The organism is Microbispora amethystogenes, from assembly GCF_016863015.1.
Taxonomy (GTDB): Bacteria; Actinomycetota; Actinomycetes; order Streptosporangiales; family Streptosporangiaceae; genus Microbispora; species Microbispora amethystogenes.
On the sequence record NZ_BOOB01000019.1, the window covers coordinates 37,172 to 51,812 of the forward strand.

Here is a 14,641-nt window from a genome sequence, read left to right on the forward strand (position 1 = left end):
GCGGATGGTGCTCGACGGCGCGTAGGTCGCTCACAAGGGCCTCCTCAGGGATGACGCGTCCCGGCAGACGAGGTCACGGTGGCCAAGCGACCTGGCTCCCGGGGTCCATGCCCCGGATACAGTGGCGCGACCGCACCGGCATCTCACCGGATTTCCCTTGGTCACCGCGAAACCTTCCGGACGGTACCCGTTCCGGACAATCAGCGTCAACAGCCTCAGACCGCGCCAGGGGGCAGGATCCGAAGTCCCCGAGGCGGTCCGGCCTCGATGAGGGCGAGCAGGGCGCGGGTGTCGACGTTCCGCTCGACGAGGTCCCCGAGCGCGTCCAGCCGTGCCTCCCGCAGCGCCGCGAAGGAGAGGCCGGGGTCGCCGTGGAACTCCCGTCCCGCCGCCCGCGCCACCTCCGAGAGGAACGCCCGCCGGAACCCGTCGTTCTCCAGCGCTCCGTGCCAGGTCGTGCCCCACACGTTCCCCACGCGGCATCCGTCGAGGAACCCCTCGCCGGCGTCGCGCGTCACGATCCCGTGGTGGATCTCGTACGCCTCCACGGGATGCCCGTAGGCCTCGCCGCTCGGGCGTCCGAGGGTCTTCTCGGCCGCGAACACGACGTCGGCGGGTAACAGCCCCAGCCCGGCGACCCGGCCGGCGCCCGACTCGACCTGGTCGGTGATGGTGCGGGCGAGCATCTGGTAGCCCCCGCAGATGCCGAGCACCGGCCCCGTCCTCCGGGTCACGAGCTCGGCGATCCCGGTCTCGCGCAACCAGGCGAGGTCGCTGACGGTGGCCCGCGAACCGGGCAGGACCAGCAGGTCGGCGTCCGCGCACCCGTCCGGGGACGTGGCGAACGTGACCACGACCCCCGGCTCGGCGGCCAGCGCGTCCACGTCGGTGAAGTTCGAGATCCGCGGATAGCGCACGACCGTCACCCGCAGCGCCCCGCCGGCCGCCGCCGCGCCCCGCGTCCGGGTGTCGAGAGGGAGGGTGCCGAGCGGCCGGGTGTCGAGCGACAGGGAGTCCTCGACGTCCATCCAGAGCCCGTCGAGCCAGGGCAGCACGCCGTAGACGCGCCGCCCGGTCAACCCCTCGATCATGTCCAGCCCGGGAGCGAGCAGCTCGCGCGCCCCCCGGAACTTGTTCACGATGAAACCGGAGACGTGGGCCTGGTCGGCGGCGTCCAGCAGCGCGACCGTGCCGTACAGGTGCGCGAAGACCCCGCCGCGGTCGATGTCTCCCACCACGACCACCGGCAGCCCGGCCGCCCGGGCCAGGCCCATGTTCGCGATGTCCCCGGCCCGCAGGTTGATCTCGGCCGGGGAGCCCGCCCCTTCGCAGACCACCACGTCGAACTCGGCGGCCAGCCGCCTGTACGACTCGACCGCCACGGCCCGCAGTTCGTCCCGCCGGGCGCCGTACTCCACGGCGTCGACGTCGGCGACGGGCCGGCCGCGTACGACGACCTGGCTGCGGCGGTCGCTGCCCGGCTTGAGCAGGATCGGGTTCATGTCGGCCGTCGGCTCCAGCCCGCAGGCCGCCGCCTGCACGGCCTGCGCCCGCCCGATCTCCGCGCCGTCGGCGGTCACGTAGGAGTTGAGCGACATGTTCTGCGCCTTGAACGGCGCGACCCGCACGCCCTCCCGGGCCAGCCACCGGCAGATCCCGGCGGTGACCACGCTCTTCCCGGCGTCCGACGTCGTCCCCGCGACCAGCAGTCCACCCTTCACAAGCCGGACAGCATACGGCCGGGGGACCGTACGGGAAAGGCGGGTCAGGGCACGACGAGCGCGTTCGCGCCCAGGAGGACCTTGATGTCGCCGGCGAACGCGCCGTTGTTGATGTTCACCGCGTAGTCGGGCAGCTCCACGACATTGATCTTCCGGTTGAGCCGCTCCACGCGCAGCCGTACTGGGGTCTCACCGGGGTGGACGGTCAGGATCCGCTTGAGCTCGTGGACGAGCTCTCTGTTGACGCGCTCCTCGCGGAGGGCGATCACGATCGGTTCGCGGCCGTCGGCCTGGATGCCGGAGATGTCGAGGAACGTGATGTCGGTGGCGTTGAAGGAGATGGTCGCCTCGTCACCGTCGCCGCGTGAGCGGATCCGGCCGGTGACGGCGACGACCAGGTCGGGGGCGAGGTTGCTGCCGTACAGCTGGTAGGTCTGCGGGAAGCAGGGCACCTCGATGGAGCCGTCGTGGTCCTCGATCTTGAGGATGGCCCAGACGTCGCCCTTCTTGGTGACCTTCTTGTCGACGCCGGAGATGATGCCGGCGATGCGGACGTTGCCCTGCCCGGCCTGGCCGTCCAGCACCTGGGCGATGCTGAGGTCCCGGTTGCGTTCGAGGATGCGTTCGGCGCCGTTGAGGGGGTGGTCGGAGACGTAGAGGCCGAGCATCTCCCGTTCGAAGGACAGCTTCGTCTTCTTGTCCCATTCCCCTTCGGGAACGGAGATGTGGAAGACGCTGCCCGCCCCGCTGTCGTCGTCGAACGCGCCGAACAGCGAGTCCTGGCCGAGGGCCTCCTTGCGCTTCACGTCGATCACGGCGTCGACGGCCTGGTCGTGGATCTGGATCAGCCCCTGGCGGGTGTGCCCGAGGCCGTCGAACGCGCCGGCCTTGATCAGAGATTCGATGGTGCGCTTATTGCAGACGACCTGGGGGACCTTGGTCAGGAAGTCGTTGAAGTCGGTGTAGGCGCCCTTCTCACGGCGCGCGGAGATGATGCCCTTGATGGCGTTCTCCCCGACGTTCTGGATCGCGCCCAGGCCGAAGCGGACGTCCTCCCCGACGGCGGAGAACCGCAGGCCCGACTCGTTGACGTCGGGCGGCAGGACCTTCAGCTTCATCCGGCGGCACTCGGCGAGGTAGAGCGCCATGCGGTCCTTGTTCGTGCCGACCGAGGTCAGCAGGGCGGCCATGTACTCGGCCGGGTAGTTGGCCTTGAGGTAGGCCGTCCAGTAGGAGACGAGTCCGTAGCCGGCGGTGTGGGACTTGTTGAAGCCGTAGGAGCTGAACGGTTCAAGGACGTCCCAGACGGCCTTCGCCGATTCCTCGGTGTAGCCCTTGGCGACCATGCCGGAGGAGAAGGTGGCCCATTGCTTGTCCATCTCCTCCTTCTTCTTCTTGCCCATCGCCCGGCGCAGGATGTCGGCGCCACCGAGGGTGTAGCCGGCCAGCTGCTGGGCGATGGCCATGACCTGCTCCTGGTAGACCACCAGGTGGTAGGTGGTGCCGAGGATCGGGTCGAGCACTTCCTTGAGCGAGGGGTGGATCGGGGTGATCTCCTGCTGCCCGGCCTTGCGCAGCGCGTAGTTGACGTGCGCGTTCGCCCCCATCGGGCCGGGACGGCCCAGGGCCAGGATGGATGAGATGTCCTCGAACCGGGTCGGGGCGATCAGCTTGGTGAGGTCCCGCATCATCGAGCTGTCGAGCTGGAACACGCCGAGCGTGTCGCCGCGCGCCAGCAGCTCGTAGGTCTTCTTGTCGTCCAGCGCGAGACTGAGCATGTCGAGGTCGAGGCCGCGGTTGTCCTTCACGTTCTGCACCGCGTCGCCGATGACGGTCAGGTTCCGCAGGCCCAGGAAGTCCATCTTCAGGGCGCCCATGGACTCGGAGCTGGGTCCGTCGAAGCCGGTGATGCGGGCTCCGTCGTCGGGCCGCTTGAAGATCGGCATGACGTCGAGCAGCGGCTGCGACGACAGGATGACGCCCGCGGCGTGGACGCCGGTGCCCCGGGTCAGTCCTTCGAGGCCGAGCGCGGTGTCGATGACCCGCTTGACGTCGGAGTCTTCCTCGTAGAGCTTGCGCAGCTCGGTCGCCTCGGCGTACCGGGGGTGCTTCTCGTCGAAGATGCCGGTGAGCGGGATCTCCTTGCCCATGACGGCCGGCGGGAACGCCTTGGTGATCTTCTCGCCGACCGGGAAGGGGTAGCCGAGGACGCGGGCCGCGTCCTTGACCGCCGCCTTCGATTTGATCGTCATGTACGTGATGATCAGCGAGACGTTGTCCTCGCCATACTTCTCCGTGACATAACGGATCATGTCACCGCGCCTACGCTCGTCGAAGTCCAGGTCGACGTCGGGCATGGAGATGCGTTCAGGGTTCAGGAACCGCTCGAACAGCAGGGAGTGCTCGATGGGGTCGAGCTCGGTGATCCCGGTGACGTAGGCCACCATCGACCCGGTGGCCGATCCTCGGCCCGGGCCGAGCCAGATGCCGCTCTCCCTGGCGTAACGGCAGATGTCCGCGACGACGAGGAAGTAGCCGGGAAAGCCCATGCCCTCGATGACGCCGAGCTCGTACTCGATGCGCTCCAGCACCTCGGCCGGCACGGGGTCGCCGTAGCGTCGCACCGCGCCGCTGTGGGCCTCCTTGCGCAGCCAGCTCATCTCGGTCTCCCCTTCGGGGACCGGGAACTTGGCGGCGAGGTCGCGGTGGGCGAACACCTCGTCGTACGGCTCGACCCGCTCGGCGATCAGCAGGGTGTTCTTGCAGCCCTCGGCCCACAGGTCGGAATTGGGGTCGAGCGCCCACATCTCCTCGGCGGTGCGCACGTAGTAGCCGTTGCCGGAGAAGCGGAACCGGTTGGGATCGCTGAGCAGGGAGTTCGTGCCGACGCAGAGCAGCGCGTCGTGGGCGGTCGACTGGTCCTCGGTCACGTAGTGGGAGTCGTTGGTGACCAGGGGCGGGATGCCGAGGGTCTTGCCGATCCGCAGCAGGTCCTCGCGGACCCCCGTCTCGATCGGGATCCCCCCGTGGTCCATGATCTCCAGGAAGTAGTTGTCCCGCCCGAAGATCTCCTGGTACTTCGCGGCGTGCTCCAGCGCCTTGTCGTACTGGCCGAGCCGGAGCCGCGTCTGCACCGCCCCGGACGGGCAGCCCGTGGTGGCGACGATCCCCTCGTGGTACTGCTCGAACAGGTCGTCGTCCATGCGGGGGTACTTCTTCATGTGGCCTTCGAGGGAGGCCAGCGACGAGATCCTGAACAGGTTGCGCAGACCCTGGGCGTTGACCGCCCACATGGTCTTGTGCAGATAGGTGCCGCTCGCCGACACGTCGCCGCCGAGGCCGGTGCGCTCGTCGGACTTGCGCTGGTGGGGTTCGCCCCAGAACACCGGCTGCTTGTAGTGGCGGGACTCGGGGCTGACGTACCCCTCGATGCCGATGATCGGCTTGACCCCGGCCGCCTTCATCTTCGACTGGAACTCGTAGGCGCCGAACATGTTGCCGTGGTCGCTCATCGCGATCGCGGGCATGCCCAGCTCGGCCGCCCGCTGGGCCAGCTTGCCGATCTTCGCCGCTCCGTCCAGCATGGAGTATTCGGTGTGAACATGCAGGTGAACGAACGAATCAGCCACTGGTGATCTCTGGCCTTTCGTGGTGGGGCGAGCAGAACCCCAACTCTATCGAGAGCCCGGAGGGGCCGTCGTGGCTCATCGGCAGAGGCGTGATTCCCGGTGCTGGAGAAACCTCAGGAGCCCACGGCGAGTCGTGCGCCGCACCTGCGACATCCAGGCGCGGAAAAAATCTTGGAAAATCTTCCGGGCGCGTGTCGAAACCGGCCCGGCTCGTTCGCAGCGTGTCCAGAGGGCCGGACGGGCCGGCCCCGCCGACACGAGGTGACGACCACCATGACCCAGCAGATCGCCTACTCCCGACCGATCTCCGCCCAGCGTCTGCTCCTCGGCTGCGGCGTCGTCGCCGGTCCCGCGTACGTGACCGTCGCCATGGCCCAGGCGCTCACCCGGGAGGGCTTCGACCTGGCCCGCCATCCGTGGAGCTACCTCGCCAACGGCGATCTCGGCTGGATCCAGACCGCGAACTTCGTCCTCACCGGCCTGGCCGTGATCGCCGCCGCCGTCGGCCTGCGCCACGCCCTGGCGCCCGGACGGGGAGCCCGGTGGGCGCCGATCCTGGTCGGCGTCTTCGGCGCGAGCATGATCGGAGCGGCGATCTTCCCCGCCGACCCCGCCATGGGCTTCCCCGCCGGCACCCCGGAGGGGCCGGGACTCGTCACCCTCTCGGGGATCCTGCACATGGCGGCCGGGGGCGTCGGGTTCCTGTGCATGGCGGCGGCCTGTTACGTCGTCGCCTCGCGGCAGGCCCGTGAGGGCCGCAGCGGCGGTGCCCTGCACTCCCGTGTCACGGGCACGCTGTTCCTCGGCTCCTTCGCCGGCATCGCATCCGGCGGCGGCGCCGCCTGGACGAACCTGATGTTCGTCGCCGGCATCGTTGCGGTCTGGACCTGGCTGTCGCTGGTGTCGCTGAACCTGTCCCGTCAGGCCGCCTGACCTTCCCCACCGATTCCATAGAGAAAGTTCCATAGAGAAAGGCAGTTCACGATGCGATACCTGGTCACCCTCAAGGTCGCCGCCCAGCCCGACGGGCCGCCGCCGGCCGACCTCATGGAGGCCATCGTCAAGCTCGGCCAGGAGGCCACCGAGGCCGGGACCCTGCTCGACACCAGCGGCCTCGCGGGCAGCGCCGAGGGGGCGAGAGTCGAGGTCGCCGGCGGCCGGCTGATCGTCAGCGACGGGCCGTTCGCCGAGGCCAAGGAGCTGATCAGCTACGCGTTGTACGAGGTGAGGAGCAAGGAGGAGGCGGTGGAATGGGCCGCCCGCTTCCTCAGGCTGCACCGCGACCTGTGGCCGGGATGGGAGGGCGAGGCCGACGTACTGCGGCTCTTCGGGCCCGAGGACTTCGCCGCACCGGCCTGACCCGCGGCGTCCGCCGGCCGCCTCGTCAGCGCTTCACCAGTCGCTTCACCGGCTGCTCCACCGGCTGCTCCACCGGCCGCTCCACCGGCCGCGGACGTCGCTCCGCGGCCGGATGCGGTATGCAGGACGCATGACGTCACCTGATCCGCACCGGGCGGTGGAGGCGGTGTGGCGGATCGAGTCGGCCCGCGTCATCGCCGCCCTGGCCCGCATGGTGAACGACATCGGGCTGGCCGAGGAGCTCGCGCAGGACGCGCTGGTGGCCGCCCTCGAAGAGTGGCCACGCAAGGGCGTGCCGGACAATCCGGGGGCCTGGCTGACGCTCACCGCGAAGCACCGGGCCCTCGACCGGTTCCGCCGTCGCGACACCTACCAGCGCAAGCTGCAGGAGATCGGCCGGGACATGGAGCTCCGCCAGGAGTCGGCGGAAGCCGAGCTCGACGACGCCCTCGACGACCACATCGGCGACGACCTGCTCCGCCTGATCTTCACCGCCTGCCATCCCGCGCTCCCCGCCGAAGGGCGGCTCGCGCTCACCCTCCGCCTGCTCGGCGGGCTGTCCACCGCCGAGATCGCGCGCGCCTTCCTCGTGCCCGAGCCCACCGTCGGGCAGCGCATCTCCCGCGCCAAACGCACGCTCGCCGACAGGAAGATCCCGATCGAGCTGCCGCCGCCCGCGGAGCTCCCGGTGCGGCTGGCCTCCCTCCTGGAGGTCGTCTACCTGATCTTCAACGAGGGGTACGCCGCGACCTCCGGCGACGACTGGACCCGCCCGTCGCTGTGCCAGGAGGCCATACGTCTCGGGCGGGTCCTGGCCGGCCTCATGCCCGCAGAACCCGAGGTGCACGGCCTGCTCGCGCTCATGGAACTCCAGGCATCACGCATTCCGGCCAGAACCGCCCCTGACGGCACGCCCGTCCTCCTGCTCGACCAGGACCGCGGCCACTGGGACCGGCTCCTGGTGCGCCGCGGCCTGGAGGCGCTGCGCCGCGCCGGGGAACTGGGCACGCTCGGGCCGTACGGGCTGCAGGCGGCCATCGCCGCGTGTCACGCACGCGCGCTCACCCCGCAGGCCACCGACTGGGAACGCATCGCCGCCCTCTATCGGCTGCTGGCCCACCTCACCCCGTCGCCCGTCGTCGAGCTGAACCGGGCGGTCGCGGTCGGCATGGCGTACGGGCCCGCGCGCGGGCTGGAGATCGCCGACGGCCTTCAGGACGAGCACGCCCTGCGCGGGTACGCGCACCTGCCCGCCGTACGCGGGGACCTGCTGGCCAGGCTCGGCCGGTCCGAGGAGGCCGCCGCCGAGTTCCGCCGCGCCGCCGGGCTGACCCGGAACGCACGCGAGCGCGATCTCTTCCTCGCCCGCGCCACCGCTCTCTCGGCCTGACCCGCCCCACAGAGCCGTTCCGAGGCTTGGCGACGTCGTGATGGGGACGGGCTCACAGGGCGCGGTGCATGATGTGCAGACCCACGTAGCCGAGCACGGGGTGGCGGAAACCCTCCGGCAGGGTGCACAGCACCTCGAATCCGAGCGAACGGTACAGTCCCACCGCGCGCACGTTGGTCTCCACGACCGCGTTGAACTGCATGGCCCGGAAGCCGGCCGCCCGTGCCCACCCCACCGCGTACTCGCCGAGCGCCCGGCCCACTCCCCGCCCCTCGTGAGCCGGGTCGACCATGAAACTGGCACTGGCGATGTGTCCGGCGTTGCCCATGTGGTTGCGGTTCATCTTGGCCGTGCCCAGAATCGTGCCGGAGTCGTCCACGGCGACCACCGTGCGGTCCGGCTCGGGCAACAGCCACCAGTCGCGCCCCTCTTCCCTCCCCAGATCCACGGGATAGGTGAAGGTCTCCCCCGCGGCCACGATGCGGTGGAAGAAGGGCCAGATGGCAGGCCAGTCGGACGTGCGGGCTTCTCTGATCAGCATTCTCCGTGATTCCCCTTGATCGCCCTACAACCGGGCGCACAGCCGGTGTAAATCCGGCACCTCTACCGACGCGCGTACCCTTCCCGCTCAGGCCGTTCGCCCTGCCACGTCACGCCGGCCGAGGGCGACACTGCCGCTCAGCGGGGACAGTACGGCGGCCGCCGCCGGTCAGGCGCTGTCGCCTTGGGGGGAGGAGCGCAGCTCGACGCAGCACTCTCCCGGCCGGGGCGCCAGGACGGCCCGCACCCTGCCGGCCTCCAGGCCGGTGAGCACGCCCTCGAGGAAGGCGTGGTTGATCCCGCAGACCAGTTCCGGGGCCCGGGCCGCGAGCGGATGGAACGGGCAGTTGCGCAGCCGTACGCAGGTGGGGGACTCGCGGCCGGGCTCGAAGCCGTGCCGCGACAGCAGGCCCTCGATCAGTGTGAGGGCGCGTTCCGCGCCGAGCCGGCCGGGCTTGGCCCGGGCCCGTTCCGAGGCGCCGATCTCCTCGCCGCGCCGACCGGCCACCCGGACCGCCGCCTGGCGGGCGCTTCCGTCTTCGCCCTCCGCGAGGACGGCATCCATCAGGATGCCGGCGAGCACCTCGTGCCGCCGTTCGGGGATCGTGACGCGGATGTCGGTCTCGGCCGGCTCGTAGACCTTCGGCGTGCGGCCGACCTTGCGGATGCCGCCCACCGGCTCGTAGCGGGCGCGCAGCAGCCCGGCGTCCACCAGTTTGTCCAGGTGGAAGGCGGCCAGTTTGCGGGAGATTCCGACCGAGGCGGCGGCCTCGTCACGGGTCACCGGACGGCGCGCCCTGCGGATGTAGGTGTACATGCCCTGGCGCAGCACGTCGTCGAGCGCGGCCACCGCACTGATCGCGGGATCGGTCGTCACCCAGTCACGATAACGCCCGCGACCACGGTCGAAAACCATGAGGCCGCCGATATCCGCGGCCTCTTGACCGCCGACTCAAATAAGACCAACATTTGTTGGCGTAACTAGCGGCGCACGCGGAGGAGGCCGACGATGACGGGCAGAGCACCGCACGAGGCCAAACGACCGGTCAGCGCGGTGCTGGCCGGGCCGTACGGCCATCCGTTCCACCCGATGCTGGTCACGGTGCCGATCGGAGCCTGGGTGGCGAGCATGGTCTTCGACGTCGCCTCCCGGTTCGCGTCGGATCCGGGCTTCCTGGCCGAGGGCTCGAAGTGGCTGATCGCCATCGGCGTGCTCGGCGCGCTGGCCGCGGCGATGGTCGGCTTCCTCGATCTGCTCGCCATCCCGGCCGGCACGCCGGCGTTCCGCACGGGTCTGCTCCACATGGGGCTGAACCTCGTGGTCACCGCCGCGTACGCCGCCGGCTTCCTGTGGCGCCGGGCCGACGAGGCGGCGGGCGCCGTCGCGCCCGGCCCGCTGCTGCTCTCGGCGGGCGGCCTGGCGCTGCTCGCGGTCTCCGGTTACCTGGGCGGCAAGCTCGCCTACCGGTACGGCGTACGGGTGGCCGACGAGGCCACCCAGGCCGGCGGTTTCCGGCGCTGACCCCCGTCCACAATCACAGGAGGAGAACTCATCATGGGTATCGCGGCACTGGTCACCTGGCTGCTCACCGCCGTGGGCGGCTTCGTCATGCTGGGCGTCTGGATCGCCAGAGGAGGCCGGCGTACCAGCCGCTTCTCGCCAGGGCTGATATTCGGTCACTTCGCCCTGGCCGCCGCCGGGCTGGTGGTGTGGATCGTGTACCTGGTCGCCGGCGTCGCCGCCCTGGCGTGGGTCGCGCTGGTCCTGCTGGTCCCGGTCGCGCTGCTGGGCTTCGCGATGTTCGCCCGGTGGATCCCCGCCTACCGCTCCCGTGAGGCGGTGGCCGGCGGGCCGGGCGCCACCGGTGCGGCGGGACCGCCCGAGCGGCACTTCCCGGTGGTGATCGTGGCCGGACACGGTCTGCTGGCGGTGGCCACCGTGGCGCTGGTGCTGCTGACCGCACTCGGCGTGAGCGGCGGCTGACATGCGCTCCTGTTCCGCCCTGCGGGCGATCGACGAGCCGCTCGACGGCGTGGACCTGGCCGCCGCCGAGCGGGCGGCCGGCGAGTTCCTCAAGGCGCTGGGCATCTCGACGGACTCCGAGAGCCTGCGGGAGACTCCGGCGCGGATGGCCCGGGCGTACGCCGAGCTGTTCACGCCCCGCCCGTTCGACCTGACCACCTTCCCCAACGAGGAGGGCTACGACGAACTCGTGCTGGCCCGGGCGATCCCGGTCCGCTCGGTCTGCGAGCACCACCTGCTGCCCTTCGCCGGAGTCGCCCACGTCGGCTACCTCCCCGGCGACCGCATCCTCGGGCTGTCCAAGCTGGCTCGGGTCGTCGAGCACTTCGCCCACCGGCCGCAGGTGCAGGAGCGGCTCACGAAACAGGTGGCCGACTGGCTCGCCGAGCGGTTGCGACCCGCGGGGGTCGGCGTCGTGATCGAGGCCGAGCACACCTGCATGACCCTGCGGGGAGTGCGGGCCGTCGGCTCGACCACCGTCACCTCCGCACTGCTGGGCATCCTGAGAGAGGACGCACGATCCCGTCAGGAGTTCTTCGCCCTCACCGGCACCCGCGCCTGAACAAGGAGACCATCGCCGTGGCACAGCAGAGGTTCGTGATCGTCGGAGCCGGCCTGGCCGGCGCCAAAGCCGCCGAAGCGCTGCGCGAGCAGGGATTCGACGGGCGGATCACACTGATCGGAGCCGAGCCGCACCGCCCGTATGAGCGGCCCCCGCTGTCCAAGGGCTACCTGACGGGCAGGACCGACCGGGCCGGGGTCTTCGTCCACCAGGAAGGCTGGTACACCGGCCACGACGTCGAGTTGCGGCTCGGCGTCGCCGCGGCCGGCCTCGACCGCGGCGCTCACCACGTCGAACTGGCCGACGGCGACGTGATCGCGTACGACAGGCTGCTGCTCGCCACCGGGGCCCGCCCGCGAAGGCCGCCGATCCCCGGCGCGGACGCCCCCCACGTGCGCTACCTGCGCGTGATCGAGGACTGCGAGGCGCTCAAGGACGTCCTCGGGAGCGTGTCCCGGCTTGCGGTGATCGGGGCCGGCTGGATCGGGCTGGAGGTCGCCGCCGCCGCCCGGCAGGCCGGCGTCGCGGTCACGGTGCTGGAGGCGGCGCGACTGCCCCTGCTGCGGGTGCTGGGGCCCGAGGCCGCCCAGGTCTTCGCCGCCCTGCACCGCGACCACGGCGTCGACCTCCGGCTCGGGGTCGCCGTCAGCGAGATCACAGCCGGCGGCGTACGGCTGGGCGACGGAGACGAGATCACCGCCGACGCCGTCCTCGTCGGCGTCGGCGCCGAACCCGACGTACGGCTCGCCCTGCGCGCCGGGCTGCCCGTGGACGACGGCGTCGTGGTGGACGCGGCCCTGCGTACCGGCGACCCGGACATCGTCGCGGCCGGTGACGTCGCCAACGCCTTCCACCCTCTGCTGGGCAGGCACGTACGGGTCGAACACTGGGCCAACGCGCTCAAGCAGCCCGCGGTCGCCGCCGCCACCATGCTCGGCCGGGAGGCGGTTTACGACGACCTGCCCTACTTCTACACCGACCAGTACGACCTCGGCATGGAGTACGTCGGCCACGTCGAACCGGGCGGCTACGACCAGGTCGTCTTCCGGGGTGACGTGGCGGCGCGGGAGTTCGTCGCCTTCTGGCTCAGGGGTGGGTCGCGTCCTGGCCGGCATGAACGTCAACGTCTGGGACGTCGTCGAGCCGATCAAGGCGTTGATCCGCACCGGAACACCCGTCGACCCCCATGCGCTGGCCGACCCCGGCCGGCCACTGGCCGCGCTCGGCGCCGAAGCGTCGAAGCCGGCAGAACGTGAGTCGCTCCGGCTTCGCCCGGAGGAGGAGTGATGACCGGCTCCTTCTGGTGGGACCTGGCGATCGGCGTGATGGGCGCGCTGCTGCTCGCCTGGCTCGCTCTGGTCCTGGTGCTGGCGGCCCTGCGGCCCCGGGGCGGGTTGCTCCGTGAGGCACTGCGAGTGCTGCCCGACGTGCTGCGCCTGGTCCGCCGCCTCGCCGCCGACAGCACGCTGCCCCGGGGCATCCGCATCCGGCTGGGCCTGCTGCTTGCCTACCTGGCGATGCCGATCGACGTGATCCCCGACTTCATCCCGGTCCTGGGCTACGCCGACGACGCCATCATCGTCACCGCGGTGCTTCGTTCGGTCGTACGCCGTGCGGGCCTGCCGGCCGTACGCGCTCACTGGCCAGGGACCGAGGACGGCTTCGTCGCGCTGACCCGGCTGACCGGCCTGGGCACGGCGACCGACTCCGGCCAATCGAAGTAACACGTCCGGCGTCAGGCGAAGCGTGGCGTTGCAACTGTGGGCCGACTAGCGCTGCTTGAGGCGCTGCGCCTCCTTGCGCACCTCGGCCTGAATCTCGCGCTCGCGCTGCAGCCACTCGGGGTTCTCCGCCTTGATGGCGTCGATCTCGGCGGTGGTCAGCGGCCCGGTGATGCCGCCCCTGGCCAGGCCCGAGTTGGAGACGCCCAGCTTCACGGCGACGACCTGCCGGGGGTGCGGCCCGTTGCGCCGCAGGTCGGCCAGCCAGGCAGGCGGGTCGGCCTGCAGCGCGTTCAGCTCATCCCTGGAGACGACTCCCTCCTGGAACTCGGCGGGAGTGGCCGAGAGGAGCACACCCAGTTTCTTGGCCGCGGTCGCGGGCTTCATCGTCTGAGTGGCCTTGAGCTTGGTCATGGTGTCAAGGGTATGACGCGGAGCCGCTTTCCCTGGCATCGGTACGCTGGGGAGGTGACCGACAGGGAGTTCCGGCTGGCGTACGTGCCCGGGGTGACGCCCGCCAAATGGGTCGGCGTCTGGGCCGAGCGGGTGCCCGACGTGCCACTCACCCTGGTCTCCGTCGCCGCCGCCGAGGTGGTGAAGCTCCTGCGCGACGGCGGCGCCGACGCCGGGTTCGTACGGCTGCCCGTGGACCGTGAAGGGCTCAGCGTGATCCCTCTCTACGTCGAGACCACCATGGTCGTGGTGCCGAAGGACCACATGGTGGCCGCCGCCGACGAGGTGACCGTCGCCGATCTCGCCGACGACGAGGTGTTCCATCCGATGGACGACACCCTGGAGTGGACGGCCCTGCCGGGGCGGCCGGCTTTCACGCGTCCGGACACGACGGCGCAGGCGATCGAGCTGGTGGCGGCGGGCACCGGGCTGCTGCTGGTGCCGCAGTCGCTGGCGCGTCTGTATCACCGCAAGGACCTGACCTACCGGCCGGTCGTGGAGACGCCGCAGTCGCAGGTCGCGCTGGCCTGGCCCACGGAGGCGACGACCGAGCTGGTGGAGGACTTCATCGGCATCGTCCGGGGGCGCACGGCGAACAGTTCGCGGGGCCGTGCCCCCGCGCCCGCTCAGGAGAAGGCGCGGAAACAGCCGCGGAGTCCCGCTCCGGGCGGATCGGGCCGCCGGAGCGCGCAAACCGGCCGGGGCAGAAAGGGCCACCGCCCCCGCTGAACCGCGCGACAGGAGACGCCTGTGCCGCCGATGCCGCATCAGCGCGCCGGCGTCGCGCGCCGTCCTGTATTCGGGGGGTAAGGCGTTCACCGCAGAATACTGCCGGTAGGTGTTCAACCGAACGCGCGGGCCGGCGCCCTGTGTGTGGGTGCGATTCCGCGTGCGTGGTAAATGCGGAACGGTGTGCCGTGATTCGCGACGATCTCGGAAAGCCGCAACAGTGGTCACTCCGCGATTCAGCCGACATCGACAGGGCGGGATCCGATCGTCCTGGTACGAGCGCGACGCATACTCGCTTTCACGTTTTTCAGTCATCGAACACGCGGCAGGAGTGTAACACGCGGCCGGTGGCCGGCAAAGGGGCGTTTCGATCTCTGGACCGATCGCGAGTGCAATTCGCCGCTCGTATAGAAGTGAGAAGTTTGTAACATGTAAACCGCCTGTTCAGTATCGATGAGCGGGTTTCGGCGCCACACTAAACGCGGCCGGTTGCGCGGCCGATATCGGTTGGTGA

Annotated in this window: 14 protein-coding genes and 1 riboswitch; of the genes, 9 read left to right on the plus strand and 5 right to left on the minus strand. The window is 70.5% G+C overall.

Annotation, left to right across the window (positions count from 1 at the left end):
• Window positions 1–35: 35 nt before the first annotated feature.
• Window positions 36–183, minus strand: a riboswitch (adenosylcobalamin (AdoCbl) riboswitch).
• Between the two features lie 32 nt (window positions 184–215).
• Window positions 216–1,721, minus strand: coding sequence for a cobyric acid synthase (locus Mam01_RS14930; RefSeq protein WP_204285933.1), 1,506 nt, complete (start codon window positions 1,719–1,721; stop codon window positions 216–218).
• Window positions 1,722–1,765: 44 nt separating this feature from the next.
• Window positions 1,766–5,350: a DNA polymerase III subunit alpha gene (gene dnaE / locus Mam01_RS14935; protein WP_204285934.1), complete on the minus strand. Its 3,585-nt coding sequence runs from the start codon at window positions 5,348–5,350 to the stop codon at window positions 1,766–1,768.
• Between the two features lie 273 nt (window positions 5,351–5,623).
• On the opposite strand from dnaE, the gene Mam01_RS14940 reads away from it, so the two are divergent.
• From Mam01_RS14940 to Mam01_RS14950, 3 genes are all read left to right on the plus strand, one after another.
• Complete coding sequence (locus Mam01_RS14940) at window positions 5,624–6,283, plus strand: DUF998 domain-containing protein (protein WP_204285935.1); 660 nt, start codon at window positions 5,624–5,626, stop codon at window positions 6,281–6,283.
• Window positions 6,284–6,334: 51 nt separating this feature from the next.
• Window positions 6,335–6,709, plus strand: a complete 375-nt coding sequence (locus Mam01_RS14945) for a YciI family protein (RefSeq protein WP_150936367.1) — start codon at window positions 6,335–6,337, stop codon at window positions 6,707–6,709.
• Window positions 6,710–6,839: 130 nt separating this feature from the next.
• Window positions 6,840–8,099 carry an RNA polymerase sigma factor gene (locus tag Mam01_RS14950; protein WP_204285936.1) on the plus strand — a complete coding sequence of 420 codons (1,260 nt, stop codon included), beginning with the start codon at window positions 6,840–6,842 and terminating at the stop codon, window positions 8,097–8,099.
• A gap of 52 nt (window positions 8,100–8,151) precedes the next feature.
• Here the strand turns inward: Mam01_RS14950 and Mam01_RS14955 are convergent, their stop codons facing one another.
• Complete coding sequence (locus Mam01_RS14955; protein ID WP_204285937.1) at window positions 8,152–8,640, minus strand: GNAT family N-acetyltransferase; 489 nt, start codon at window positions 8,638–8,640, stop codon at window positions 8,152–8,154.
• A 168-nt stretch (window positions 8,641–8,808) separates the two neighbouring features.
• Entirely contained in the window at window positions 8,809–9,516 is a 708-nt protein-coding gene (locus tag Mam01_RS14960; RefSeq protein ID WP_204285938.1) for a helix-turn-helix transcriptional regulator, read from the minus strand.
• Window positions 9,517–9,648: 132 nt separating this feature from the next.
• Between Mam01_RS14960 and Mam01_RS14965 the strand changes: the two genes are divergently transcribed.
• The 5 genes from Mam01_RS14965 to Mam01_RS14985 are packed head-to-tail and all read left to right on the plus strand — an operon-like array spanning window position 9,649 to window position 12,948.
• Window positions 9,649–10,161, plus strand: coding sequence for a DUF2231 domain-containing protein (locus tag Mam01_RS14965; RefSeq protein ID WP_204285939.1), 513 nt, complete (start codon window positions 9,649–9,651; stop codon window positions 10,159–10,161).
• Between the two features lie 33 nt (window positions 10,162–10,194).
• Complete coding sequence (locus Mam01_RS14970; protein ID WP_204285940.1) at window positions 10,195–10,623, plus strand: hypothetical protein; 429 nt, start codon at window positions 10,195–10,197, stop codon at window positions 10,621–10,623.
• A 1-nt stretch (window position 10,624) separates the two neighbouring features.
• Complete coding sequence (gene folE, locus Mam01_RS14975) at window positions 10,625–11,224, plus strand: GTP cyclohydrolase I FolE (protein WP_204285941.1); 600 nt, start codon at window positions 10,625–10,627, stop codon at window positions 11,222–11,224.
• Window positions 11,225–11,241: 17 nt separating this feature from the next.
• Window positions 11,242–12,480: an NAD(P)/FAD-dependent oxidoreductase gene (locus tag Mam01_RS14980; RefSeq protein WP_239101315.1), complete on the plus strand. Its 1,239-nt coding sequence runs from the start codon at window positions 11,242–11,244 to the stop codon at window positions 12,478–12,480.
• Between the two features lie 30 nt (window positions 12,481–12,510).
• Complete coding sequence (locus tag Mam01_RS14985; protein ID WP_204285942.1) at window positions 12,511–12,948, plus strand: YkvA family protein; 438 nt, start codon at window positions 12,511–12,513, stop codon at window positions 12,946–12,948.
• A gap of 45 nt (window positions 12,949–12,993) precedes the next feature.
• On the opposite strand, the gene Mam01_RS14990 is transcribed toward Mam01_RS14985, so the two are convergent.
• Complete coding sequence (locus Mam01_RS14990; RefSeq protein ID WP_150936386.1) at window positions 12,994–13,359, minus strand: DUF5997 family protein; 366 nt, start codon at window positions 13,357–13,359, stop codon at window positions 12,994–12,996.
• Between the two features lie 54 nt (window positions 13,360–13,413).
• Between Mam01_RS14990 and Mam01_RS14995 the strand changes: the two genes are divergently transcribed.
• The gene (locus Mam01_RS14995; RefSeq protein WP_239101316.1) at window positions 13,414–14,127 is read left to right on the plus strand and encodes a LysR family substrate-binding domain-containing protein; all 714 of its coding nucleotides are present in this window, start codon (window positions 13,414–13,416) and stop codon (window positions 14,125–14,127) included.
• Window positions 14,128–14,641: the final 514 nt, after the last annotated feature.

What these genes read in the sequence shown, in the direction of transcription:
- Mam01_RS14965 (WP_204285939.1), top strand. Translation starts at nt 9,649, where the DNA reads ATGACGGGCAGAGCACCGCACGAGGCCAAACGACCGGTCAGCGCGGTG.
- Mam01_RS14985 (WP_204285942.1), top strand. Translation starts at nt 12,511, where the DNA reads ATGACCGGCTCCTTCTGGTGGGACCTGGCGATCGGCGTGATGGGCGCG.
- Mam01_RS14950 (WP_204285936.1), top strand. Translation starts at nt 6,840, where the DNA reads ATGACGTCACCTGATCCGCACCGGGCGGTGGAGGCGGTGTGGCGGATC.
- folE (WP_204285941.1), top strand. Translation starts at nt 10,625, where the DNA reads ATGCGCTCCTGTTCCGCCCTGCGGGCGATCGACGAGCCGCTCGACGGC.
- Mam01_RS14940 (WP_204285935.1), top strand. Translation starts at nt 5,624, where the DNA reads ATGACCCAGCAGATCGCCTACTCCCGACCGATCTCCGCCCAGCGTCTG.
- Mam01_RS14990 (WP_150936386.1), bottom strand. Translation starts at nt 13,359, where the DNA reads ATGACCAAGCTCAAGGCCACTCAGACGATGAAGCCCGCGACCGCGGCC.
- Mam01_RS14970 (WP_204285940.1), top strand. Translation starts at nt 10,195, where the DNA reads ATGGGTATCGCGGCACTGGTCACCTGGCTGCTCACCGCCGTGGGCGGC.
- Mam01_RS14945 (WP_150936367.1), top strand. Translation starts at nt 6,335, where the DNA reads ATGCGATACCTGGTCACCCTCAAGGTCGCCGCCCAGCCCGACGGGCCG.
- Mam01_RS14955 (WP_204285937.1), bottom strand. Translation starts at nt 8,640, where the DNA reads ATGCTGATCAGAGAAGCCCGCACGTCCGACTGGCCTGCCATCTGGCCC.